Origin of the sequence: Cellulosimicrobium sp. JZ28, assembly GCF_015327065.1 — a bacterium.
GTDB lineage: Bacteria > Actinomycetota > Actinomycetes > Actinomycetales > Cellulomonadaceae > Cellulosimicrobium > Cellulosimicrobium funkei.
Window position 1 is genome coordinate 2,611,080 of the sequence record NZ_CP017660.1, and the last position, 22,991, is coordinate 2,634,070.

22 protein-coding genes and 1 pseudogene are annotated in these 22,991 nt (G+C 72.7%); all 23 read right to left on the bottom strand.

Features of this window, described 5'->3' with window-relative positions; all coding sequences use genetic code 11:
* Positions 1 to 82: 82 nt before the first annotated feature.
* Positions 83 to 2,380: an alpha-xylosidase gene (gene yicI, locus BJP59_RS11830; protein WP_194521016.1), complete on the bottom strand. Its 2,298-nt coding sequence runs from the start codon at positions 2,378 to 2,380 to the stop codon at positions 83 to 85.
* A 57-nt stretch (positions 2,381 to 2,437) separates the two neighbouring features.
* A complete protein-coding gene (locus tag BJP59_RS11835; protein ID WP_194521017.1) occupies positions 2,438 to 3,364 on the bottom strand; it encodes a carbohydrate ABC transporter permease in 927 nt (308 codons plus the stop codon).
* Positions 3,364 to 4,353, bottom strand: coding sequence for a carbohydrate ABC transporter permease (locus BJP59_RS11840; protein ID WP_081599874.1), 990 nt, complete (start codon positions 4,351 to 4,353; stop codon positions 3,364 to 3,366). Before BJP59_RS11840 ends, BJP59_RS11835 begins: the two co-directional genes overlap by 1 nt.
* A 101-nt stretch (positions 4,354 to 4,454) precedes the next feature.
* Positions 4,455 to 5,756 carry an ABC transporter substrate-binding protein gene (locus BJP59_RS11845; RefSeq protein WP_021483171.1) on the bottom strand — a complete coding sequence of 434 codons (1,302 nt, stop codon included), beginning with the start codon at positions 5,754 to 5,756 and terminating at the stop codon, positions 4,455 to 4,457.
* A 70-nt stretch (positions 5,757 to 5,826) separates the two neighbouring features.
* On the bottom strand, positions 5,827 to 6,879 hold the full coding sequence (locus BJP59_RS11850) for a LacI family DNA-binding transcriptional regulator (RefSeq protein WP_051027855.1): 1,053 nt from the start codon (positions 6,877 to 6,879) through the stop codon (positions 5,827 to 5,829).
* A 246-nt stretch (positions 6,880 to 7,125) separates the two neighbouring features.
* The gene (locus BJP59_RS11855) at positions 7,126 to 8,406 is read right to left on the bottom strand and encodes an N-acetylglucosamine-6-phosphate deacetylase (protein WP_194521018.1); all 1,281 of its coding nucleotides are present in this window, start codon (positions 8,404 to 8,406) and stop codon (positions 7,126 to 7,128) included.
* A gap of 48 nt (positions 8,407 to 8,454) precedes the next feature.
* On the bottom strand, positions 8,455 to 8,976 hold the full coding sequence (locus tag BJP59_RS11860; protein ID WP_194521019.1) for a DUF1990 family protein: 522 nt from the start codon (positions 8,974 to 8,976) through the stop codon (positions 8,455 to 8,457).
* A complete protein-coding gene (locus BJP59_RS11865) occupies positions 8,973 to 9,959 on the bottom strand; it encodes a YndJ family transporter (protein ID WP_194521020.1) in 987 nt (328 codons plus the stop codon). Before BJP59_RS11865 ends, BJP59_RS11860 begins: the two co-directional genes overlap by 4 nt.
* Positions 9,956 to 10,645: a TetR/AcrR family transcriptional regulator gene (locus BJP59_RS11870; protein ID WP_194521021.1), complete on the bottom strand. Its 690-nt coding sequence runs from the start codon at positions 10,643 to 10,645 to the stop codon at positions 9,956 to 9,958. Before BJP59_RS11870 ends, BJP59_RS11865 begins: the two co-directional genes overlap by 4 nt.
* A 215-nt stretch (positions 10,646 to 10,860) precedes the next feature.
* The gene (nucS, locus tag BJP59_RS11875) at positions 10,861 to 11,556 is read right to left on the bottom strand and encodes an endonuclease NucS (protein WP_021480889.1); all 696 of its coding nucleotides are present in this window, start codon (positions 11,554 to 11,556) and stop codon (positions 10,861 to 10,863) included.
* 63 nt (positions 11,557 to 11,619) lie between these two features.
* Positions 11,620 to 12,036, bottom strand: coding sequence for a DUF2550 domain-containing protein (locus BJP59_RS11880; RefSeq protein WP_194521022.1), 417 nt, complete (start codon positions 12,034 to 12,036; stop codon positions 11,620 to 11,622).
* A gap of 13 nt (positions 12,037 to 12,049) precedes the next feature.
* A complete protein-coding gene (locus tag BJP59_RS20325; protein WP_336244556.1) occupies positions 12,050 to 12,187 on the bottom strand; it encodes a hypothetical protein in 138 nt (45 codons plus the stop codon).
* Positions 12,188 to 12,446: 259 nt separating this feature from the next.
* Positions 12,447 to 13,928 carry a F0F1 ATP synthase subunit beta gene (gene atpD, locus BJP59_RS11890; RefSeq protein WP_021480886.1) on the bottom strand — a complete coding sequence of 494 codons (1,482 nt, stop codon included), beginning with the start codon at positions 13,926 to 13,928 and terminating at the stop codon, positions 12,447 to 12,449.
* Positions 13,929 to 14,019: 91 nt separating this feature from the next.
* The gene (locus tag BJP59_RS11895; RefSeq protein WP_021480884.1) at positions 14,020 to 14,916 is read right to left on the bottom strand and encodes a F0F1 ATP synthase subunit gamma; all 897 of its coding nucleotides are present in this window, start codon (positions 14,914 to 14,916) and stop codon (positions 14,020 to 14,022) included.
* A 2-nt stretch (positions 14,917 to 14,918) separates the two neighbouring features.
* Entirely contained in the window at positions 14,919 to 16,550 is a 1,632-nt protein-coding gene (gene atpA, locus BJP59_RS11900) for a F0F1 ATP synthase subunit alpha (RefSeq protein WP_034653508.1), read from the bottom strand.
* A 109-nt stretch (positions 16,551 to 16,659) separates the two neighbouring features.
* Positions 16,660 to 17,475 carry a F0F1 ATP synthase subunit delta gene (locus BJP59_RS11905; protein ID WP_043655661.1) on the bottom strand — a complete coding sequence of 272 codons (816 nt, stop codon included), beginning with the start codon at positions 17,473 to 17,475 and terminating at the stop codon, positions 16,660 to 16,662.
* Positions 17,475 to 18,083 (bottom strand): F0F1 ATP synthase subunit B, encoded by a 609-nt coding sequence (locus BJP59_RS11910; protein ID WP_034653505.1) that lies wholly within the window; start codon positions 18,081 to 18,083, stop codon positions 17,475 to 17,477. Before BJP59_RS11910 ends, BJP59_RS11905 begins: the two co-directional genes overlap by 1 nt.
* Entirely contained in the window at positions 18,083 to 18,313 is a 231-nt protein-coding gene (locus BJP59_RS11915) for an ATP synthase F0 subunit C (protein WP_021482769.1), read from the bottom strand. The genes BJP59_RS11910 and BJP59_RS11915 overlap by 1 nt, the downstream gene beginning before the upstream one ends.
* 104 nt (positions 18,314 to 18,417) lie before the next feature.
* Positions 18,418 to 19,211 (bottom strand): annotated as a pseudogene (gene atpB / locus BJP59_RS20405) (F0F1 ATP synthase subunit A).
* Between the two features lie 237 nt (positions 19,212 to 19,448).
* The gene (locus BJP59_RS11925; RefSeq protein ID WP_228074545.1) at positions 19,449 to 19,964 is read right to left on the bottom strand and encodes a hypothetical protein; all 516 of its coding nucleotides are present in this window, start codon (positions 19,962 to 19,964) and stop codon (positions 19,449 to 19,451) included.
* Positions 19,961 to 21,217, bottom strand: a complete 1,257-nt coding sequence (locus BJP59_RS11930) for a glycosyltransferase family 4 protein (RefSeq protein ID WP_194521023.1) — start codon at positions 21,215 to 21,217, stop codon at positions 19,961 to 19,963. The genes BJP59_RS11925 and BJP59_RS11930 overlap by 4 nt, the downstream gene beginning before the upstream one ends.
* The gene (locus BJP59_RS11935; RefSeq protein WP_085387554.1) at positions 21,214 to 21,984 is read right to left on the bottom strand and encodes an L-threonylcarbamoyladenylate synthase; all 771 of its coding nucleotides are present in this window, start codon (positions 21,982 to 21,984) and stop codon (positions 21,214 to 21,216) included. Before BJP59_RS11935 ends, BJP59_RS11930 begins: the two co-directional genes overlap by 4 nt.
* Entirely contained in the window at positions 21,981 to 22,991 is a 1,011-nt protein-coding gene (gene prmC / locus BJP59_RS11940) for a peptide chain release factor N(5)-glutamine methyltransferase (RefSeq protein WP_194521024.1), read from the bottom strand. Before prmC ends, BJP59_RS11935 begins: the two co-directional genes overlap by 4 nt.

The following is a 22,991-nucleotide window of genomic DNA, read 5'->3' on the forward strand; positions in this document are numbered from 1 at the left end:
GTCGGGTCGGTGGCCGGCGCGACGACGCCGGGCGGACGCGCCATGGGAGCGCTTCCATGGTGCGTCCGCCCAGGATACGTCCTCAGCCGAGGTCGAGAGTCACGCTCGTCGCGCCGTGCGCCTCGGCCGTCACCGCGCCGGCCCGCACGGACCAGGCCGCGGGGGCGTCGTCGGACGAGACCGTGAGGGTCGCGCCCGACCGGCGCACGCGGAACGTGGCCCCGGCCGCGCCGTCCGACGGCGGGACGACCACGAGCTCGTCGTACCCGTCGGGCAGCTCGAACGCGTGCAGCGTGACGCCGTCGGCCCAGGCGTAGTCCGGCCGGTCGGTGCGGGCGCCGACCGGCAGGACGGTGCCCGGGCGCACGAGCACCGGGAGCGAGTCGAACCCGTGGGTCTCGGTGACCCAGCGCGGGCCGGTCACCGTCTCGCTCAGGGCGGGGCCGTCGTCGGGCTGGACGAGACGGGTCCACGTGCCCTCCGGCACGTAGTACTCCACGCGGCCGTCCGCGCGGAACACCGGCGCGACGAGGAGCGCGTCGCCCAGCAGGTACTGCGTGTCCGCGGTGTACCCGGCGCGGTCGTGCGGGAGCTCGAGCACGAGCGGCCGCATCATCGGCACGCCGTCGGTGTGCGCCTCCTCGGCCACCCGCCCGAGGTACGGCATGAGCGAGAGCTTGAGGTGCGTGAACTTGCGCGTCACGTCGACGGCCTCGTCGTCGAACGCCCACGGGACCCGGACCGAGCCCGAGCCGTGCAGGCGCGAGTGCGACGACAGCAGGCCGAACGCCGTCCAGCGCTTGAACACGCCCGGGTCCGGCGTGCCCTCGAAGCCGCCCATGTCGTGGCTCCAGTAGCCGAAGCCCGACATCGACATCGACAGGCCGCCGCGCAGCGACTCGGCCATCGACGCGTACGTCGAGTCGCAGTCGCCGCCCCAGTGCACGGGGAACTGCTGGCCGCCCGCCGTCGCGGACCGCGCGAACAGGACCGCCTCGCCCTCGCCGCGCTTGCGCTCGAGCAGCCGGAAGACCGCCTCGTTGTAGAGCTGGGCGTAGTAGTTGTGCATCTTGCGCGGGTCGGAGCCGTCGTGCCACGCGATGCCGTCGACGGGGATCCGCTCGCCGAAGTCGGTCTTGAAGCAGTCGACGCCCTGGTCGAGCAGGCCCTCGAGCTTGTCGACGTACCACGCGGCCGCGTCGGGGTTGGTGAAGTCCACCAGCCCCATGCCCGCCTGCCACAGGTCCCACTGCCACACGGACCCGTCCTCGCGCTTCACGAGGAAGCCCTGCTCCGCCGCCTCCGCGAAGAGGGGCGAGCGCTGCGCGACGTACGGATTGATCCACACGCACACCTTGAGCCCGCGGTCGTGCAGGCGCCGGAGCATGCCCTCGGGGTCGGGGAACGTGCGCGGGTCCCACTCGAAGTCGACCCACTGGTACTCGCGCATCCAGAAGCAGTCGAAGTGGAACACCGACAGCGGCAGGTCGCGCTCGGCCATGCCGTCGATGAACCCGTTCACGGTCTGCTCGTCGTAGCTCGTCGTGAACGACGTCGTGAGCCACAGGCCGAACGACCACGCCGGCACGCGCGCGGGGCGGCCCGTCAGCGCCGTGTACCGGCGCAGCACGTCCTTGGGCGTCGGGCCCTGGATGACCAGGTACTCCAGCGACTGCCCCTCGACGGAGAACTGGACGCGCGTGTTCACCTCGGAGGCGACCTCGAACGAGACCTTCTCCGGGTGCTCGACGAACACCCCGTAGCCCTTGGTCGTGAGGTAGAGCGGCACGGACTTGTACGCCTGCTCGCTCGACGTCCCGCCGTCCTCGTTCCAGATGTCCACGACCTGGCCGTTCTTGACGAACGGGCCGAACCGCTCCCCCAGGCCGTACACGAGCTCGCCCGGCTCGAGCGCGAGCTGCTCGTGCGTCCACGTGCCGCCGTCGTCCGACGTGACGTGCCCGACCGACTTCGGCAGCGAGGAGGTCAGCACCTCGCCGTCCGCCTCGAAGTCCACGCGCCAGCGGTCGCCCCGGTGCACGCGCACGGCGAGGTCCTCGGACCGCAGGACGGCGACGTCGTCGTGCACCTCGACCTCGGGCCGGAACCCGGGCTCGCCGGTCACCTGGAACGCCGGGCCCCGGCGCACCGCGCCCTGGTGGTGCTCGACGCGCACGCGGATCACACCAGGTGCGGGCGAGGAGTACGTCGTCGTGAGCATCGGGCGGTTGAGCGTGTCGCCCCGGCCGCGGATCTTCGCCGTCGGCGCGTACACGGTGAGCGTGCCGGCCGCCTCGTCCGCGCGGACGTCGTCGACCTCGACCGCGTAGAGCGGGTGCATGCCGGGTCGGACCTGCCAGTACCCGTCGGTGAACTTCATGGGTGGTGCTTCCTTCGTCGGTGCGTATCGGTGTCTCGGGGCGTCAGGCCGGAGGCCTCACTTGACGGCGCCGGCCGTCACGCCGCGGGTGAGGGTGCGCTGGAAGATGAGGAAGAAGATCAGCGCGGGGATCAGCGAGACGAGCGCGCCCGCGTTGGTCGTCGGGGCGTCCATCATCCGGTCGCCCTGGAGCGACGCGAGCGCGATGGGGATCGTCTGGGTGTCGTTGGTCGTCAGCATGACCAGCGGGATGAAGAACTCGTTCCACGTCCAGATGAAGAAGAAGATCATGAGGACGCCGAGCGTCGGCCGGACGATCGGGTACACGACCTGCCACAGGATGCGCCAGCGGCCGGCGCCGTCGAGCTGCGCCGCCTCGAGGAGCGCGGGCGGGAACGTCCCGAGCACGGACGAGAGCAGGTACGTGCCGAACGCCGCCTGGATGACCGTGAAGATGATGATGATCGACCACTGCGAGTTCGACAGGCCGACCTTCTGCGCCATGTCGAACAGCGGGTAGATGAGCGCCTCCTGCGGCAGCATGTTCGCCACGAGGAACAGCGTGACGATCCACAGCCGGCCCTTGATGCGGCCGACGCCGATCGCGTACGCGCTGAGGAGCGACAGGAGCGTGCCGAACACGGCGACGAGCGCCGAGATGAAGACGGAGTTCCAGAGCTTCTGCGGGAAGTTCGTGCGCGTCCAGAAGTTCTGCACGCCGTCGAGGTAGAGCTCGCTCGGGAGGCTCAGCGGCCCGTCCTGGGAGTACTCGGCCGGGGACTTGAACGCGTTGAGCACCATGATGACGAACGGCGACAGCATGAGGAGCGCGACGAGCACCGCCGCGGCGAGCACGAACCAGCGGCCGATCCCGCGGCGGTAGCGCTCGTCCTGCCGCGTGGCGCGCAGGGCGCGGCGGGGGCGGGACGACGCGTCAGCGCCCGGCGCCACGGCGTCCGCGGGGGTGGTGGTGACGGTGGACATCAGCGGCCCTCCTGCTCACGACGCTCGGCGCGGCTCTGCAGCGCGAGGATCACGACGGCGACGACGATGATGACGAGGGTGAGCACGGTCGCCACCGCGGCGCCGTAGCCGACCTTCGACTTGTCGAAGAAGTTCAGGTACGAGTAGTAGCTCGGGACGAGCGTGGAGCTCTCGGGGCCGCCGCGCGTGAGCACGTAGATGGGCCCGAAGACCTTGAGCGCCGCGACGGTGCAGGTGAGCGTGACGACGAACGTCTCGGGACGGATCTGCGGGATCGTGATGGCCCCGAAGCGCCGCCACCAGCCGGCGCCGTCGAGCTCGGCGGCCTCGTAGAGCTCGGGGTCCACGCGCTGGAGCGCGGACATGAAGATGACCACCGGGTAGCCGATCTGGACCCAGATGAGCACGAGCATGACGCTCGGCAGCGCGGTCGAGGTGTCGCCCAGCCAGTTCGGCGGGTTCTCGACCCCGATCCCGCGCAGCATGACGTTGAGCGCGCCGGTCTGGGCGTTGAGGATCCAGTTCCACAGCACGCCGGCCACGGCGACGGGGAGGATCTGCGGCAGGTAGTACGTCGCGCGCAGGAACGCCGCGACACGGGGCCCGAACCGGCGGCCGAGGTAGTCGAACAGCACGGCGGCGAGCACGAGGCCGACGAGGGTCGGCACGACGACCATCGCGAGGATCATCGCGATGGAGTTCTGGAACGAGGTCCAGAACGCCGAGTCGTGCATCAGGTCGGCGTAGTTCCCCAGCCCGTACCAGCGCATCGGCGCCATGCCGCCGCGCCACTTGAACAGGCTGTAGTAGACGTTCATCGCGAACGGGTAGCCGATCACGACGACGAACGCCACCGCGCCGGGCAGGAGGTAGGGCAGGTACGGGAGCCAGGCGGGCCGGCGACGACGGCGGCGTGCCGCGGTCGCGCGCGACGCCTCGCGCGCGGGTCCGGGCCCGGCCTCGGGCACGGTGTCGGTGCGGGTGGTCATGACGGTCTCTTTCGCGGGAGGTCCTCGGGTGATGCTCGGGTGGTGCCCGGGCGGCCGGCCGACGCAGGTGCCGGCCGGCCGCCCGGGACGGGCGGTTCCGCTCAGCTGTCGAGCAGGTCCGCCTTGCCGTCCACGTAGGCGGACTCGAGGCCGTCGAGCACCTCGGTCGGCGACTTCGACTGGTTGATGAGGGACTGGAGTTCGCTGACGATCACGTCGTAGTAGCCGGGCACGGGCCAGTCGGGGTAGAACGCGAGGCCGTCGTCGTCGAGGATCGCCTGGAAGTTCTCGGTGAGCTGCTGCGTGCGCTCGTCCGTGATGACGGACGCGTCACCGGCGACGGGCAGACCGCCCTTCTCCGCGAGGATGTTCTGCACCTCGGGGCGCAGCGTGACGTCGATGAACTCCTCGGCGAGGTCGGGCGAGTCCGCGTTCGCGGGGACGACCCACAGGTTGCCGGACGAGCCGACCTGGAGCGTGTTGCCGGGGAAGTTGAACTGGCCCCAGTCGGCGTCCATCTCCTCGACGATGCGGCCGAACCACCACGAGCCGGAGACCATCATCGGGTAGGTGCCGTTGATGAACGAGACGCCCATGTCCTCGGCGGTGAGCGCCGCGGAGTCGGACGCGACGTAGCCGTCCTTGATCCAGGAGTCGAGCTTCTCGGTCGCCTGCGTCATCTCGGGACCGTGGAAGTCGGGGTCGCCGTCGAAGAGCTGGTACTGGTCGACGAAGTCGCGATCGGAGTTCGCGAGCACGAGCTCGTACCAGAGCTGGCCCATCGGGTACTCGGCGCCGGCCTCGGCGAGCGGCGTGATGCCCTGGGCCTTGAACGCCTGCATGACGGTCTCGAGCTCCTCGAGCGTCGTCGGCACCTCGAGCCCGTACTGGGCGAACATGTCCTTGTTGTAGTAGACCTGCACGAACTCGCCGTAGTTCGGGACGCCGTACCACTCGCCCGAGCCCATGAGGCCCTGGTCGTCGTAGGTCGCGGTCGTCTGGAGCGAGCCGCTGAGCTTCTCGTCCCAGCCGCGCTCGGTCGCCGCGTCGGTGAGCGGGGTCAGCAGGCCCTGCGCGGCGAGCTGGCCGGCGGTCGCGTTGCCCTTGTTGTACTCCATGACGTCCGGCACGTCGTCGCCGGTGAGGACGATCTTGGCGTTCTTCTGGATCTGCTCGAACGTCTGCTTCTCGACGACGACGTCGACGTCCGGGTTCTCCTCCTCGAAGATCTCGATCGCCTTGGCCCAGGCCTGGCCCATGGCCGAGTCCTCGTTCTCGTAGTGCCAGATCGTCAGGGTCTGGTCGTCGGACCCGCCGCTGCCGCCGGAGCTCCCGCACGCCCCGAGGGCGAGTGGGAGCGCTGCCACGGCAGCGACGAGCGAGATCTTCCGGGATCGCAGCATGTGCGTGTCCTCCTCATCGAGTTCCGGCGGGGGCCGGAGGGCGGCCGGGCGTCGCCCGGCCGGTCGGTGTTCAGCGAGCCGCGGGCTCGGGGTCGTCGTCCGGTGCCCGGCCGGCCGCGGGGGCGACGCTGCTGCCGGGCTCGAGGACGCACGGGATGAGCACGTTCGGTGTGCTCGGACGGGAGCCGTCCACGAGGGACAGCAGCTTCTGCACGCCCAGGCGGCCGAGCTCGGCGCCGGGGGCGTGCATGGTGGTGAGCGGCGGGTTGCTCATCTCCCCGACGCCGGGCGACGTGACGATCGACAGGATCGACATGTCGCCGGGGATCGCGACGCCGCGCTGCTGGAGCTCGGCCACGACGCCGAACGTCGCGATCTCGTTCATGGTGACGAACGCCGTGAGCCGGGGCTCGCGCGCGAGCAGCGTCGCGACGGCGTCACGGCCGGCGCTCGGCGACTCGTCGACGCGCAGTGCGACCGGCTCGAGCCCGCGACGGCGCATCGCCGCCTCGAAGCCTTCCTCGGCACGGAACGTCGGCGCGTAGCCGTCGTCCGCCGTCGCCTGCGAGTGGTTGACGAGCGCCACGTGCCGGTGGCCCAGGTCGACGAGGTGCTGGACCGCGTCGTCCGTCGTGCGCTCGAAGTCGATGTCGACCGACGGCCGGTCGGAGACGTCGCGCGTCCGGCCGATCATCGTGTACGGGACCCCGGCCTCGTGCAGCACGTCGACCCGCGCGTCGTCGAGCGCGACCTCCATGAGCAGGACGCCGTCCGCCATCCCCTGGCGCACGAGGTCGCGGACCTCGGGCGCCTGGGTCGTGCGGAAGGGCCACAGGACCAGGTGGTAGCCGTTCTCGCGCGCGGTCTCCGCCGCCGACGAGACGAACTCCGCGACCGTGCCGCCGAGGCCCTTCTCCATCGCGGGGTAGATGAGGGCCAGCACGTGGCTGCGTCGGGACGCGAGGCCGCGGGCCATCGCGTTGGGCTGGTAGCCGAGCTCGGCCATGGCGTCCTCGATGCGCCGACGCGTGGCGTCGGAGACCGGACGCGTGCCGGACAGCGCGTACGAGACCGTGCTCAGCGAGACCTGCGCGCGTCGCGCCACGTCCTGCATCGTCGCCATCCTCACCACTCCCCTGTGGTCCGGTCCCGCGCCTCGGCCGTCGAAGCGCTTCGTCGAAACGCATCGTCGAAGCGCTTCGATGTTACGAGTATTGGTTGAACAAATGGCTGGCGTCAAGCCCGTCGGGCAAGAGCACGCTCTCTCGTTCTTGCTGCGCGCCCCGACCTGCGACGACGTCCGGACGCGCACGAGCCGCCGGGCGGCAGGACCGCCCGGCGGCTCGATCGGTCCCCGGCGGGCCCGGGGTCAGGCGAAGAGGTCGACGCCCTCCCCGCCGCGCAGCACCTCGCGCACGCGCAGGTCGCCGTCCGTCACGACGACGTCGGCACGCAGCCCCGCGACCAGCCCGCCGCGGTCGTCGAGGCCGAGCACCCCGGCCGGGGTCCACGACGCCGCGCGGACCGCGTCGACGAGCGGCACCCCCGCCTCGACCGTCTCGCGCACGACGTCGAGCAGGTGGTACGTGCCACCGGCGATGGCCCCGCCGTCGGTGAGACGCGCGACGCCGTGCGCGACCGTGACGCGCATCGGGCCGAGCTCGTACGCGCCGTCGGCCATGCCCGCCGCGGCCATCGCGTCCGTGACGAGCGCGACGGCGTCCGGCCCGGCCACCGCGCCGTCCGCCCCCACGTGCGGGCCGACGAGCTCGACGACGCTCCGGATCGTGCCGTGCGCGAGGTGGGTGCCGTCGGCGACGAGCTCGACGACCATCTCGCCGCGCGCGGCCGCCGCGAGGCACGCGGCCACGGGCCCCGGCTCGCGGTGGTGCAGCGGGCGCATCCCGTTGAACAGGTGCGTCGCGGTCAGCCGCGCGCCCGGCCGGCCCGCCGCGGCGAACGCCGCGACGCCCGCGGCGATCGCCGCCTCGGTCTGCTCGGTCGTCGCGTCCGTGTGCCCGAACGAGGGCACGGCGCCGACCTCGACGAGCGTCTCGATCACTCCCCCGGGCCCGACGACGCCCGGCACCTCGGGCGCGACCGTCATGGTGCGCAGGTGCCCGCGCGCCGCGGCAGCGATCGCCCGGACGAGCTCCGGGTCGCCGTCGAGCATGTCGTGCGGGTTCTGGGCTCCGCACCGCACCTCCGAGAGGAACGGGCCCTCGAGGTGGATGCCGACGATCTCGCCCGCCTCCGCGAGGTCGGCGAGCGTCGCCGCGCGGGCGAGCAGAACGTCGCGCGGCGCGGTCACGAGCGACGCGACGAGGCTCGTGGTGCCGTGCCGCAGGTGCTCGCGCGCCCCGCCGAGCGCCTCGGCCGCGCTCGTCGCGTCGGGGAAGCTCGACCCGCCGCCGCCGTGGTCGTGCACGTCCACCAGGCCCGGGAGCAGGGTCACCCCGTCCCCGGCGGGCACGTCGGGGAACCCGGCGGCCGCCGCCTCCGAGCGCGGGCCGACCCACGCGACGAGTCCGTCACGGACGGCCACGACGCCGTCGTCGAGCACCCTGTCCGGGGTGACGACGCGACCCGCGAGGACGCGCGCGGTGCCGGGCTGTTGGTCGGGACGAGGGCTGCGGACGGCGTCGGTCATGGGGCCATTCTGGCGCACTTCGTACACCCGGCGTGCAAACCTCTCGGGTCAGCCGTCGGACGCCGCGAGGAGCCGTCGCGCGCCCCGTCCGAGGTGCAGCGCGAACAGCCGCTGGAACGTCGGCACGGCGAACGAGAACGGCCGCACCCACCACAGCACGGGGCGGCTGAAGACGTCGATGCGCCACCACAGGTCCCCGGCGTCGTCGCGCTCGACGGCGAACCGCTCCTCCCCCACGAACGCGTGGCCCGGGAGCGTCCCGTAGGCGAAGCCCACGCGTCGCTCGGTGCGCTCGACCCACACGACCTCGCACGGCTCGTGCAGCCGCAGGCGCCCGACGCCCAGCAGGGTCGTGACCCGCACGCCCGGGGCGGCGACCGGGGCGTCCGTCTCGAGCCGCACGCGCGCCGCGGCGTGCACCTGCCACCTGAGGAGCTGCTCGCCCAGCCGGGCGAGGTCCTCGGGCGGCCGGGCGCGGTCGGTGAGGCGGCGCCGCACGTGCAGGTGCCGGTACCCGCTGGGCCAGCGGTCCGTGCGCGTCGCCCCGACCTCGGGGTAGGTGAACGTCATGCCGTGCTCCTCTCGGCCCCCGGGCGGGGGCTCGTCGGGTCCGGGTCCCCTGCCGGGGACGGGGTCGTGCCGTCGCGCGCGAGCAGCCGGACGCCGAGCAGCGCGCACAGCACGAAGCTGAGCGCGTTCCCGACCCCGTGCGTCGCGGCCATGACGTCGAGGCTCGGGTGGGCGAGCCCGAAGGCCTCGCCCCCCGCCCACCACAGCGCGAGCACCATCGACGCGCTCACGACGACGGCCGCCGTGCCGAGCAGCGCCCGGGCCGCGGCCGGCCGTCCGCCGGGGCGCGCGAGCGACCGCACGACGGCGGCCGCCGTCGCCCACAGCGCGAGCGTGAGGACGACCGCCCCGACGAGCTCGGCGACGTCGCCCACGAAGTACCCGACGAGCACGAGCGCCGTCCCGGCCGGGACGCCCCAGGCGCCCGCGGTCGCGAGCCGGTCGCCCGGGGCGAGCCGCGCGACCGCGCCGGCGACGAGCGCCGCCCCGAAGCCCGCGTAGAGCATGTGCGGCACCGTGAGGGCGAGGTACGTGCCGGAGAACCCGAGCAGACCCCACTCCGCGCGCTCGGCGACGAGCGCGCTCGCCCCGACCGCGGGCAGCACGAGCGCGGTCACGGTCGCGGCCCGGCTCGCGAGGTCGACGCGCGGCGGCACGTCGCCCAGGCCGGCACGGGGCACGACGGCGTGCGCGCGCCCCGGGCGGGCGGGAGGCGCCACGTCGCGCAGCGTGCCCACGGCGAGGCGGACGCCCGCCCCGAGCAGCACGGCGGACGCGAGCACGAAGGGCAGCGTCAGCACGACGGCCAGCCTGCTGTGCGGCAGCAGGAGGCTCACGACGGCGGCGGCGCCGGCGAGCGGCCAGGCGGCGCTGCGCGGCGCCGGGACGACCTGCCGCCCGAGGAGCCGGAGGCCGAGCGGGAGCACGACCACCGCGCCGAGCGCCACGAGCAGCCCGACGACCGCCTCCCCCGCCGGGCTCACGACGGCACCCCGCGGGTCGGGGCCGGCGCCGAGACGTCCTGGACGAGGCGCAGGGCGTCGTCGACCACGCCGCGGGCGACCGGGAGGCGTGCCAGCCGGACGAGGTTGCCGACGAGCGTCGCGCCGCCGTCGACGAGGCGGCGCGTGCGCGCGAACTCCGGCGAGGAGTCGTAGACCCAGAAGAGCGTGATGCCGAGCTGCGCCAGCCAGAGCAGCTCCGGCAGGCGCGCCCGGAGGTGCGCCGGGACGCGCGACGACGTCCCCGCCACGACCTCCTCGAAGAGGTCGCGCGAGAGGTCGCGCGCGTCGGTCGACGCGGCCGAGAACGGGCTCGCGTCGGAGCCCGGACGGATCGCGACCGAGATGAACTCCGCGCCGAACGTGTGGAAGGGGGCGAACGCGTCGATCGCCGCGCCCCACACGCCGCGCAGCCGGTCGGCGAGCGACCCGCCCGCCGCGAGGACCGGGGCGGCGAGCGCGGCGTGCTCGCGCTGCACGTCGAGGTAGAGCTCCTGGACGAGCGCGTCCTTGGACGGGAAGTGGTAGTAAGCGTTCCCCGTGCTCACGCCCGCCTCCGCCGCGACGGCGCGCATCGTCGTGCGCTCGTAGCCGACGTCGCGCAGCATCCGGATCGCGACGTCGCGCAGGTGCGCGCGGGTCCGCTCGGACTTCGGCGTCGCGCTCATGCGTCAGGGCTCTTTTTGAACATGTTCAAAAACTACCACGGCACGGTCCCGTCCCGTGCGGTGACCCGGCGCGCGGTGCGGTGACGGCGCGCGCCGAGTGGCCAGCTCCTGCTGTCAGCCGCCGAGCAGGCGGTCCTGGCGGGACGAACAGGCGGTCGTGGCTCGTCCAGGGGTCAGGACGGACCACGACCGCCTGCTCGGCGGTGGGACGGGCGTCAGAAGAGACGCGAGTCGACGTCGTCGACGCCGCGCATCGCGTCGTAGTCGAGCACGAGGCAGCCGATGCCGCGGTCGGTCGCGAGCACGCGCGCCTGCGGCTTGATCTCCTGCGCGGCGAACACGCCGCGCACGGGCGCGAGCAACGGGTCGCGGTTGAGCAGCTCGAGGTAGCGCGTGAGCTGCTCGACGCCGTCGATGTCGCCCCGGCGCTTGATCTCGACCGCGACCGTCGCGCCGAGCGGGTCCTTGGCGAGGATGTCGACGGGACCGATCGCCGTCGGGTACTCGCGGCGCACGAGGGTGTGGCCCGAGCCGAGCAGCTCGATCTGCGCGGCCAGCATCTCCTGGAGGTGCGCCTCGACGCCGTCCTTGACGAGCCCCGGGTCGACCCCGAGCTCGTGCGAGCTGTCGTGCTGCACCTCGTGCAGCTCGATCTCCAGCCGGTCGTCGCTCTTCGCGTGCTGGACGGCCCAGACCTCCGTGACGCCGCGCTCGCGCGCCTCGTCGGAGGGCGCGCGCACCGCGAGCGAGCACGGCGGGCTCATCCAGTTCAGCGGCTTGTACGACCCGCCGTCCGAGTGCAGCAGCACGCTCCCGTCGGCCTTGACGATGAGCACGCGCGTCGCGAGCGGCAGGTGGGCGGACAGGCGGCCCGTGTAGCGGGCGGAGCAGCGGGCGACGACGAGGCGCATGAGGCGGGTCCTCCGGGTCGGTGGTGGGCGGTCCGGTCACGGCGTCTGCCCCCGGGCGACGCCTCAGACGACGACGTCGCGCCGCCCCGGGGGCGCGGCCTCCAGCCAGGAGGCGAGGCCCTCGTAGGCGGCCCGCGACATCGTGAGCTCGAAGTCCTGGCCGCGGTAGCGGCAGCGGACGAGGTAGGTGTCGGACTCCTCGCCGGCGAGCGGCTCGCGGCCCGCGATGACGAGGTCGTAGCGCGACCAGGTGCGGGCGGGCCGCAGCGACACGGACCACAGCCGCCACCAGTCGATGCGGCCGACGCCGTAGTGCGCGATGCCCGCGATCCAGGGGGCTCCGGGGGCGCCCGCGCGCCGCGCGCCGCACTCGAACGAGCCGACGCGGTGCGACAGGGCGCGCAGACGCCACACCCCCAGCCCGATCGCGACAAGGACGAGGACGAGCAGTCCGAGCGCGATCCAGGCCAGGGGCGTCATGGTCGGGCGGAGGTCAGCGGGCCGGTACGGACTCGACGGAGTCCGCCACGATCGTGACCTGGTTCGAGTCGACGGAGAGGAACCCGCCGGAGACGCGGACCTCGAGGGACTCCCCCTCGCCCGCGATGCGTACCGAGCCCTCCTGCAGCACGGAGAGCAGCGGCGAGTGGTCCGCGAGGATGCCGATCTCGCCGTCCGCCGCGGGGCCGTGACCCGCTGCGCGCGGCCCGACCAGATCTTGCGGTCCGCCGCCACGAGGTCGACGTTCAGCTGTGCCACGGGAACTCCTTCATGGGCGGTTCATGCCCGGTGTGCTGTCCGGACGACGCCCGGTCCGCGTGCGGCGGACCGGGTCGGGAGCGACGCCCACGGGGCCGGGCCGTCCGGCCCGGCCCCGTGCGAGCGTCGGGTCAGGCGCCGTACTCCTTCTGGATGCGGGCCCAGTTGCGCTCGAGGTCCTCGAGGCCACCGATGTTGTAGAAGGCCTGCTCGGAGATGTGGTCGAACTCGCCGTCGGCGATCTTCTTGAACGCCTCGATGGTCTCGCTCAGCGGGACCGTCGAGCCCACGACGCCGGTGAACTTCTCGGCCATGTAGGTGTTCTGGGAGAGGAACTGCTGGATGCGGCGCGCACGCGCGACGACCGTCTTGTCCTCCTCCGAGAGCTCGTCCACACCGAGGATCGCGATGATGTCCTGGAGCTCCTTGTTGCGCTGCAGGATCGACTTCACGCGCGTCGCGACGTCGTAGTGCTCCTGGCCCACGTAGCGCGGGTCGAGGATGCGGCTCGTCGAGGCGAGCGGGTCCACCGCGGGGTACAGACCGCGCGAGGCGATCTCACGGGAGAGCTCGGTCGTCGCGTCGAGGTGCGCGAACGTCGTCGCCGGCGCCGGGTCGGTGTAGTCGTCCGCCGGGACGTAGATCGCCTGGAGCGACGTGATCGAGTGACCACGCGTCGAGGTGATGCGCTCCTGGAGCAGACCCATCTCGTCGGCGAGGTTCGGCTGGTAGCCGACCGCGGACGGCATGCGCCCGAGCAGCGTCGACACCTCGGAACCCGCCTGCGTGAAGCGGAAGATGTTGTCGATGAACAGGAGGACGTCCTGCTTCTTCACGTCGCGGAAGTACTCCGCCATGGTCAGCGCGGAGAGCGCGACGCGAAGACGCGTGCCCGGGGGCTCGTCCATCTGGCCGAAGACGAGGGCGGTCTTGTCGAAGACGCCCGCGTCCTCCATCTCGTGGATGAGGTCGTTGCCCTCACGCGTGCGCTCGCCGACGCCGGCGAACACCGAGACACCGCCGTGGTCCTGCGCGACGCGCTGGATCATCTCCTGGATGAGGACCGTCTTGCCGACGCCCGCACCACCGAAGAGGCCGATCTTCCCACCCTGCACGTACGGGGTGAGGAGGTCGATGACCTTGATGCCCGTCTCGAACATCGTGGTCTTCGACTCGAGCTGGTCGAACGCCGGGGGCTTGCGGTGGATCGGCCAGCGCTCGGTGATCTCGATCGTCTCGCCGGGCTCGGCGTTGAGGACGTCGCCCGTGACGTTGAAGACCTTGCCCTTGGTGACGTCGCCGACGGGGACGCTGATCGGGGCGCCCGTGTCGGTGACCTGCGCGCCGCGGACGAGGCCGTCCGTCGGCTTGAGGGCGATCGCACGGATGAGCGAGTCGCCCAGGTGCTGGGCGACCTCGAGCGTGAGCGTGAACGACTTCTCGCCCTCGCCCTGCGACGACAGGTCGATGTCGACGGTCAGCGCGTTGTAGATGTCGGGGATGGCGTCCGCCGGGAACTCGATGTCCACGACGGGGCCGATCACACGAGCGACTCGGCCCACGCCGGGACCGCTGGAGTGCTCGACCTGTGCTTCCACGGTGGTGGCGGTCATTGCTGGCCTCGCTTCGCAGTGCCGGAGTGGTCCCCGGCGGGTTCGGTCAGGATGTCGGTGATGGTGCTGGCCGCGCGGGCCTCGCGGCCCGTCATGACGCCGCCAGGGCGTCGGCACCCGAGACGATCTCGCTGATCTCCTGGGTGATGTCCGCCTGGCGCGCCTGGTTCGCGAGCCGCGTGTAGTTGCGGATGAGGTCCTCCGCGTTGTCCGTCGCGGTGTGCATCGCCCGCTGCCGCGCCGCGAGCTCGGACGCCGCCGCCTCGAGGAGGCAGCTGAAGATCCGGCTGCGGACGTAGCGCGGGAGCAGCGCGTCGAGCACCGCCTCCGGCGAGGGCTCGAAGTCGTACAGCGGGAGCACGTCGTGCTTGCCGGCGGGGGCGACGCCCTCGACGACCTCGAGCGGGAGCATCCGCACGACGCGGGGGCGCTGCGTGACCATGTTGACGAACTGCGTGTAGACGATGTGCAGCTCGCTCACGCCGCCCTCGGCGGCCGGCGCGAGGAACGCACCGAGCAGGGTCTCGGCGATCTCGCCCGCGACCTCCGCGTTGGGGGCGTCCGACCCGTACGACCACGTGCCCGCGAGCTCGCGCCCGCGGAACGTGTAGTACTGGATCGCCCGACGGCCGGCCGCGTAGAGCGCGACCTCCTTGCCCTCGGCGGCGAGCCGCTCCACGAGGCGCTCCGTCTCGCGGATGATCGACGCCGAGTAGGCGCCGGCCATGCCGCGGTCGGACGCGACGACGAGCACCGCGACACGGTTGGTGTCCGTGCGCTCGCTCGTCAGCGGGTGCTGCGTCGTCGTGTGCGTCGCGACGGCCGACACCGCCCGGGTGATCGCCCGGGCGTACGGCGCCGCGGCCGCGGTGCGGTCGCGGGCCTTGCCGATGCGCGACGCGGCGATGAGCTCCTGCGCGCGGAACATCTTCTTGAGCGACTGCGTCGACTTGATCCGCTGCTTGTAGACGCGCTGGGATCCGGCCATGCTCAGGCCCTCTTCTGCCGGACGATCTGCTCCTGCTCGATCTCCGTCTCGGTCTCGTCCTCGGTGTCGCCGCCGACGAGCGGCGTGCCGTCACCCTTGAGGAAGCCGGCACGGAAGGCGTCGACCGCCTCCGAGAGCTGCGCCTCGGTCGCGTCCTCGAGCTTGCCCGTCTCGACGATCGTCGAGAAGACGTCCGTGTTGCGGCGCAGGTGGTCGAGCATCTCGGACTCGAAGCGGCGCACGTCCTCGACGGGGACGTCGTCGAGCTTGCCCTTGGTGCCGGCCCAGATCGACGCGACCTGCTCCTCGACCGGGAACGGCGAGTACTGGCCCTGCTTGAGCAGCTCCATGAGGACCGCACCACGCTGGAGCTGGCCCCGCGACGCCGCGTCGAGGTCGGACGCGAACATCGCGAACGCCTCGAGCGAGCGGTACTGCGCGAGCTCGAGCTTCAGCGTGCCCGAGACCTTCTTCATCGCCTTGACCTGGGCGTCACCACCGACGCGCGACACCGAGATGCCGACGTCGACGGCCGGACGCTGGTCCGCGTTGAAGAGGTCGGACTGGAGGAAGATCTGCCCGTCCGTGATGGAGATGACGTTCGTCGGGATGTACGCCGAGACGTCGTTCGCCTTCGTCTCGATGACCGGCAGACCCGTCATCGAGCCCGCGCCCAGCTCGTCCGAGAGCTTCGCGCAACGCTCGAGGAGGCGGGAGTGCAGGTAGAAGACGTCACCGGGGTACGCCTCGCGGCCCGGCGGGCGGCGCAGCAGCAGCGACACCGCGCGGTACGCCTCGGCCTGCTTCGACAGGTCGTCGAACACGATGAGGACGTGCTTGCCGCCGTACATCCAGTGCTGGCCGATGGCCGAGCCGGTGTAGGGGGCGAGGTACTTGAAGCCCGCCGGGTCGGACGCCGGAGCCGCGACGATCGTCGTGTACTCGAGCGCGCCGGCCTCCTCGAGGGCGCCGCGGACCGACGCGATCGTCGAGCCCTTCTGGCCGATGGCGACGTAGATGCAGCGGACCTGCTTGGTCGGGTCGCCCGACTCCCAGTTCGCCTTCTGGTTGATGATCGTGTCGATCGCGATCGCCGTCTTGCCCGTCTGGCGGTCACCGATGATCAGCTGACGCTGACCGCGGCCGATCGGGATCATCGAGTCGATCGCCTTGAGGCCCGTCTGGAGGGGCTCGTGGACCGACTTGCGCGCCATGACGCCGGGCGCCTGGAGCTCGAGGGCGCGGCGGCCCTCCGTCGCGACCTCGCCGAGGCCGTCGATCGGGTTGCCCAGCGGGTCGACGACGCGACCGAGGTAGCCGTCACCGACCGGGACGGAGAGGACCTCGCCCGTGCGACGGACCTCCTGCCCCTCCTCGATGCCGGTGAACTCGCCGAGCACGACGACACCGATCTCGCGGACGTCGAGGTTGAGGGCGAGACCGAGGGTCCCGTCCTCGAAGCGCAGCAGCTCGTTGGCCATCGCGCCCGGGAGACCCTCGACCTGGGCGATGCCGTCGGCGGCCAGGGTGACCCGGCCCACCTCCTCGGACACGGCGCCCTCGGGCTCGTAGGACTTCACGAAGCTGTCCAGAGCGGCCCGGATCTCCTCCGGCCGGATCGTCAGCTCAGCCATTGCTCTTCTCCTGTCGTGGCCGCACCTCGTGGTTCGGGTGCGGTCGAACGTTTGTCGGTTGTGCGGCCGGTGGCCGGCAGGACGGTCGTCGGTCGGAAGGGTGGGCCGGTCAGCTCACGAGACGTCGGCGCGCGTCGGCCAGCCGGGCCAGCACCGTGGAGTCCACGACGTCGGCACCGACCTGGACGCGCATCCCGCCGAGGACGGCGGGGTCGACCGTGACGTTGAGCTGCACGGCACGCCCGTAGGCCCGCTCGAGCAGCGCCGAGAGGCGGTCGAGCTGTGCCTGCGTGAGCACCGTCGCCGACGTCACGGAGGCGACGAGCCGCTGCCGACGCTCGGCCGCGACCTCACCGATCCAGCCCAGCGTCGGGACGAACCGGCGCCCGCGCAGCGCGCGCGTCGCGTGGACCGCGAGCACCTCGGTCGCACGGTCGGCCTTCCCGCCGAGCAGCGCGTGCACGAAGGCGGCGCGACGCTCGGGGTCGATCGTGTCGTCGGAGAGGATCTGCCGCGCCTCGCGCTGCCCGACGAGCGCGCGCGACGTCCGGAAGAGCTCGTCCTCGACCTGCTCGAGCGCACCACGGGACTGGGCGGACGCGAGGACCGCCTCCAGGCCGAGGCGCTCGGTCGCGTCCGCGAGGTCGCTCTCGCGCGACCACCGCGACCGGACGAGGCCGGCCATGAGGTCGACGACGCGCTCGTCGAAGCCCGACGCGAGGACGGCCGTGACCAGCGCCGCCTTGTCCGCACCGGAGCGGGACGGGTCCGCGAGCGAGCGCCGCAGCGGCGCCGACTCGTCGAGCGCCGCCGTGACCGCGAAGAGCTGCTCGCCGAGCGCGAGCGCGCTCTCGCCCGCCGAGCGCAGGACCGGCTCGAACCGGTCCCGCGCCTGCGTCAGGGACTCGCCGCTCGTTCCGCGCATCAGCGCTCCTCGGTGCCGGGACCGGTGCCCGCCGCGCTCGCCGCCGCGGGACCCGCGGCCTCGAGCTCGTCGAGGAAGCGGTCGACGACGCGGCTCTGGCGTGCCGAGTCGGCGAGCGACTCGCCCACGATCTTGGAGGCGAGCTCCGTGGCGAGCAGACCGACGTCGTTGCGCAGCGAGACCGCGGCCTGCTGGCGCTCGGCCTCGATCTGGCGGTGCGCCGTCTCGACGATGCGCGCGGCGTCGTCGGACGCCTTGGCCCGCAGGTCGGAGACGATCGCCGAGCCCTCGGCGCGCGCCTCCTCACGGATCTTCGCCGCCTCGGTGCGTGCCTCCTGGAGCTGCTGGTGGTACTCCGCCAGCGCCGCCGCGGCCTCGGCCTGGGCGGACTCCGCCTTGGCCAGACCGCCCTCGATCTTCGCGGTGCGCTCGTCCAGGACCGCCTGGAACTTCGGCAGGACCGCCTTGTAGAAGACGACCGCGATGATGACGAGGACGACGGCCGACCACAGGATGTCGTAGCCGGCGGGGAGGAACAGGTCGATGCCTGCCGGCTCCTCGCCGGTCTCCGCCGCGAGGGTCAGCGCGGCGTCAGCCAGCGCCGTCATCACTGGAAGAGGAAGCCGGCGACGAGCCCGAGCAGCGCGAGCAGCTCGACGAACGCGACACCGAGGAACATGGTGGCGCGGAGCTGGCCGGCGACCTCAGGCTGGCGGGCCATGCCCTCGACGGTCTTGCCGATGAGGATGCCGAGGCCGATGCCCGGGCCGATCGCGGCGATGCCGTAGCCGATCGTGTTGATGCTGCCGGAGACCTCGGCGAGGGTGGTGACGTCCACGTGTGCTCGTTCCTTCCGTTGGGCGCCCGACCGGTCGGCCGGGCGTCACATTGAGTGGTGCGTGGTGGGAGAGGGTCGGTCGGGGCGCGCGGTGCGGCCTCGGGTCAGTGCTCCTCTTCGAGCGCGATGTTCAGGTACACCGACGCGAGGAGCGCGAAGATGTAGGCCTGCAGGGCCGCGACGAGGAGCTCGAAGAGCGTGAAGATCAGCCCGCCGGCGAGCGTCAGGACGCCGAAGGCCTTCATCGCGGGGACCGCCTCGAAGACGAAGTACTGCGTCGCGGCGAAGCACAGGACCAGCATGATGTGGCCGGCGACCATGTTGGCGACGAGACGGATCGCGAGCGAGGCCGGCCGGATGATGAGGATCTGGAGCAGCTCGATCGGGGTGACGATCAGGTAGATCGGCGCCGGGATCCCCGGGGGAAGAGGCTGTTCTTGAGGTAGCCGCCGAGGCCGTGCGCCTTGATGCCCACGGCCCAGTAGGTGACGAGCACCCACAGCGCGAGCAGGAAGGGCAGGCCCATGCGGGCGGTACCGGCCATGTTGAGGCCGGGGATGATGCCCGTGAGGTTGAAGGCGAGGACCGCGAAGAAGATCGTCGTGATCATCGGCACGAAGCGCTTGGCGTGCTCCTTGCCCATGATCTCCTCGACGATCTGGACCCGGACGAAGTCCAGCATCATCTCGATCGCGTTCTGGAAGCGCCCGGGGACCAGGCGCGCCCGACGCGCGGCGACGACGAAGATCGCGAGGAGGACGATCGTGGCCACGATCCGGACGATCCAGATCCGGTCGATCTGGAAGATGGTGCCCTCGAAGAGGATCGCCGGCGGGAAGAAGTCGGCGATGGACGGCGCGTGGAAGCCACCTTCGCTCTCGGATGCAGCGAGGAGCACGGGGGTCGCAAGCGTGGACAGGGTGGACTCCCAATGGTCGTGTGGTCCGGGCAGCCGTCACCCGTGGGTGGGCACGCCGTCGGACCTGGCCGTCATGGATTCGCCAGTAGCCTAACGTATGGATCCGCGTGCTCTCGCCGTTCCCGGCCGCTTGTGACATTTTGCTCATGCTGCGGGACGAGGGTCCCTCCCCCGCGCGGCGGCCCCGTGGTACGTCGGCGGCGCGCCGGTCGTACGTCAGCGCGCCGCGGGGTCGACGTACGGGATCCGTCCCCTGCTCACGGCCCGGTAGTCGAGCGCGGCGGAACCGATCACGCCGACGAGCAGCACCCCGGCGAACACCCACCGGTCGTAGAAGTCCATGCCGCGCAGCACGACGAGGACGGCGATGAGCACCACCATCTTGCCGAGCCAGCTCGCCATGACGATCGCGGCCGTCGTCGTCGGGCTGGAGTCGACGGTGCGCAGCATCGTCCAGACCGTGGTCGCGGAGAAGATCAGGGCGACGCCCACGCCCAGGAGCGCGCCCCAGACGCCTGGCAGCCCCGCGACGAGCGCACCGACGGCGACGCCGAGCACGGTCAGCGCGCCGAGCAGCACCAGCACGTCGCGCAGGGCGGTGCGGAACACCGCACGCACGGCGCGGCCGTGCGCGCCGATCGTCTGCTCGACGGCGCCCTCGGTCGCCGCGCCCTCCGGCCTGGCGTCCGGTCGGTCGTCCGGGCGGGCGGGCTCGGGCTGGCTCGTCGTCATCTCAGGGCTTCCTTCGGCGGGGTGGGGACGGCGGACGACGCGGCCGGGTCGCTGGGCCCGGGCGCGGAGGAGGTGGGGGGCGCGAGGACCGGCGGGACGTCGACCACCGCGGCGGCGTCGTCGTCGAGGAACCGCCCGCGCGTGCGCAGCGGTCCGAGCGTGAGGAGCGCCGCGGCGACGACGGCCGCCGTGAGCCCTGCGGCGACGCCGTGCCAGTGCCACTGGACCAGCGCGACGGCGGCGAACGCGAACACGGCCGTCCACACGTAGAGGATGAGCACGGCGCGCCGGTGCGAGTGCCCGATCGCGAGCATCCGGTGGTGCAGGTGCATGCGGTCCGGGTGGAACGGGGACTTGCCGCGCGCGACGCGGCGCACGACCGCCATGGCCATGTCGAGCAGCGGCAGGAGGATCACCGCGAGCGGCAGGAGGAGCGGGATGAACGCCGGGATCTGCTGCGCCCCGGAGAGCGTGGTCGTGTCGACCCGGCCCGTCACGACGATCGCCGCGGCGGAGAACACGAGGCCGAGGACCATCGAGCCCGAGTCCCCCATGAAGATCCGGGCGGGATGGAAGTTGTGCGGCAGGAACCCGACGCAGATGCCGACGAGGGCCGCGATGACGAGGGTCGCGAGGCTCGAGTAGTCGTCGGCGCTCGCCTTCTGCGTGAGCACGTACGAGTAGAGGAAGAACGCGGCGCCCCCGATCGCGACGAGGCCGGCCGCGAGGCCGTCGAGGCCGTCCACGAAGTTCACGGCGTTCATGGCCACCACGACCACGAGGATCGTGGCGACGAGCTGGAGGCGCGAGGACCAGATGAGCTGCTGCTCCCCGATGGGGATGGGCAGCGTGAACAGCACGACGCCCTGGCTCGCCATGAGCCCGGCCGCGAGCACCTGGCCCGCGAGCTTGGTCATCCAGTCGAGGTCCCAGATGTCGTCGGCGATGCCGAGCAGGCAGACGATCGCCGCGGCGCCGACGATCCCCCAGATCCGGGCGTCGGCGACCATCTGCCCCGCGACCTCGCCGACGAAGACGCTCTCGAGGAAGGGCATCTGCGACGCGAAGACGACCGCCACCACCAGCCCCAGCAGCATCGCGAGACCGCCGAGCCGGGGGGTCGGGATCGTGTGGACGTCGCGGTCGCGCACCGCCGTGATGGCGCCCGTGCGCAGCGCGACCCAGCGCGCGAAGGGTGTCGCGAGGAACGTCACCGCGGCGGCGACGAGCATCACGAGCAGGTAGACCCTCACCCGCCGTTCGCCTCCGGCTCCCCGGCGTCGCCGGAGCCTCGGGTCTCGGCGGGCGCGTCGGAGACGGCAGCCTCGGCGGGCACCGTCTCCGGCGGCTCCGGGGCGGCGTCCGCGGCCGGCTCGTCGTCGGGGCCGAGGACGGGCGCGACCTCGCGCAGCTGCTCGAGCGTCACGGCCCCCTGCCGCACGACGCGCAGCGCGCCGGACGTCGCGTCGACGATCGTGGACGCCACTCCCCCGGGCGCCGTCCCGCCGTCGAGGTAGACGCCGACGGCGCTGCCGAGCTGCTCGCGCGCGTCGTCGACGTGCAGCGCGGCGGGGCGACCCGTCGCGTTCGCGGACGACACGGCGAGGGGCCCGGTGCGGCGCAGGAGCGCGAGCGCGGCCGGGTGGTCGGGCATGCGCAGCGCGACCGTGCCGTGCGTCTCGCCGAGGTCCCACGCGAGCGACGGCTGGGCCCGCAGGATGATCGTGAACCCTCCGGGCCAGAACGCCTCGACGAGGCGGCGCGCGTCGTCGGGCACGTCGGTGGCGAGGCCGTCGAGCGTGCGCGCGTCGGGGACGAGGACCGGGGGCGGCATGTGCCGCCCGCGGCCCTTCGCGGCGAGCAGCGCGGACACCGCCTCGGCGTCGAACGCGTCGGCGCCGATGCCGTAGACGGTGTCGGTGGGCAGCACGACGAGGCCACCGCGGGAGATCGCGTTGACCGCCTCGTCGATGCCGGCGCCCCAGGTGTTCGGGTCGGTCACGGGGTGGACGGAGCTCACGGGTCCATCCTTCCACGCCCGTGCGGCGACCCCGGGTCACCGGCGGCACCGGCTCGTCGTGCCACGACCATGCGGTCGCGGCCCGTGAGGTCCGTCAGGGTGCGCACCTCGACGAACGCGTCCGCGGCGCGGGCGGCCGAGCGCACGTCGGCGGCCTGCACCTCCGCGTGCTCCATGACGAACAGGCCGCCGGGCCGCAGCAGGCGCGCTGCGGCGCGCACGACGGCGCGCGGCACCTCCAGCCCGTCGGCGCCGCGCCCGTAGAGCGCCAGGTCGGGGTCGTGGTCGCGGACCTCGGGGTCGACCGGCACCGCGTCCGGCGGGATGTACGGCGGGTTCGAGACGACGACGTCGACCGTCCCGTCGAGCTCGGCGAGCAGGGCCGGGTCGCCCACGTCGCCGACGAGCGTGCGCTGGGTGCCCGACCCCACGCGCGCGGCGTTCGCCGTCGTCGCGCGGACGGCGTCGGGCGAGAGGTCGACCGCGACGACGCGCGAACCCGGCACCTCGATGTCGACGCTGATCCCGATGACGCCCGACCCGCAGCACAGGTCCACCACGAGCGGCGGCCGGTCCGCGCGCCCCGGGTCGCCGAGGAGCCGTGCCGCCTCGTCGATCGCGACCTGCGCGACCGTCTCCGTCTCCGGGCGGGGCACGAAGACGTCGTCGAGCACCTCGACGGTGACGTGCCGGAACACGGTGTGCCCGACGATGCGCTGGAGCGGCTCACGCCCCCGTCGGCGCTCCACCGCGTCCGCGTAGTCGGCGAGGAAGCGGTCGGTCGCGCCCGCCGGGAGCGCGGGGGCGAGCGGGGCGTCGCCCGCGGGGAGCCGGTACCACTCGAGGCGCGGCAGGCCGAGGCTCCAGGCAGCGAGGGCCTCCGCGTCGTGGCGCGCGGACGGGACGCCGGCCTCCGCGAGGATCCCCTCGGCAGCCCGTACGGCGCGCCGCAGGTCGTCCACGGTGAGCGCGGCGGGCACGGACTGCTCGGTGCGCGCGTCGCCCAT

Bases quoted from the DNA above. Each gene is read 5' to 3' on its own strand.
- yicI (WP_194521016.1), bottom strand. From the start codon at position 2,380: ATGAAGTTCACCGACGGGTACTGGCAGGTCCGACCCGGCATGCACCCG.
- BJP59_RS11835 (WP_194521017.1), bottom strand. From the start codon at position 3,364: ATGTCCACCGTCACCACCACCCCCGCGGACGCCGTGGCGCCGGGCGCT.
- BJP59_RS11840 (WP_081599874.1), bottom strand. From the start codon at position 4,353: ATGACCACCCGCACCGACACCGTGCCCGAGGCCGGGCCCGGACCCGCG.
- BJP59_RS11845 (WP_021483171.1), bottom strand. From the start codon at position 5,756: ATGCTGCGATCCCGGAAGATCTCGCTCGTCGCTGCCGTGGCAGCGCTC.
- BJP59_RS11850 (WP_051027855.1), bottom strand. From the start codon at position 6,879: ATGGCGACGATGCAGGACGTGGCGCGACGCGCGCAGGTCTCGCTGAGC.
- BJP59_RS11855 (WP_194521018.1), bottom strand. From the start codon at position 8,406: ATGACCGACGCCGTCCGCAGCCCTCGTCCCGACCAACAGCCCGGCACC.
- BJP59_RS11860 (WP_194521019.1), bottom strand. From the start codon at position 8,976: ATGACGTTCACCTACCCCGAGGTCGGGGCGACGCGCACGGACCGCTGG.
- BJP59_RS11870 (WP_194521021.1), bottom strand. From the start codon at position 10,645: ATGAGCGCGACGCCGAAGTCCGAGCGGACCCGCGCGCACCTGCGCGAC.
- nucS (WP_021480889.1), bottom strand. From the start codon at position 11,556: ATGCGCCTCGTCGTCGCCCGCTGCTCCGCCCGCTACACGGGCCGCCTG.
- BJP59_RS11880 (WP_194521022.1), bottom strand. From the start codon at position 12,036: ATGACGCCCCTGGCCTGGATCGCGCTCGGACTGCTCGTCCTCGTCCTT.
- atpD (WP_021480886.1), bottom strand. From the start codon at position 13,928: ATGACCGCCACCACCGTGGAAGCACAGGTCGAGCACTCCAGCGGTCCC.
- BJP59_RS11895 (WP_021480884.1), bottom strand. From the start codon at position 14,916: ATGGCCGGATCCCAGCGCGTCTACAAGCAGCGGATCAAGTCGACGCAG.
- atpA (WP_034653508.1), bottom strand. From the start codon at position 16,550: ATGGCTGAGCTGACGATCCGGCCGGAGGAGATCCGGGCCGCTCTGGAC.
- BJP59_RS11905 (WP_043655661.1), bottom strand. From the start codon at position 17,475: ATGCGCGGAACGAGCGGCGAGTCCCTGACGCAGGCGCGGGACCGGTTC.
- BJP59_RS11910 (WP_034653505.1), bottom strand. From the start codon at position 18,083: ATGACGGCGCTGGCTGACGCCGCGCTGACCCTCGCGGCGGAGACCGGC.
- BJP59_RS11925 (WP_228074545.1), bottom strand. From the start codon at position 19,964: ATGACGACGAGCCAGCCCGAGCCCGCCCGCCCGGACGACCGACCGGAC.
- prmC (WP_194521024.1), bottom strand. From the start codon at position 22,991: ATGGGCGACGCGCGCACCGAGCAGTCCGTGCCCGCCGCGCTCACCGTG.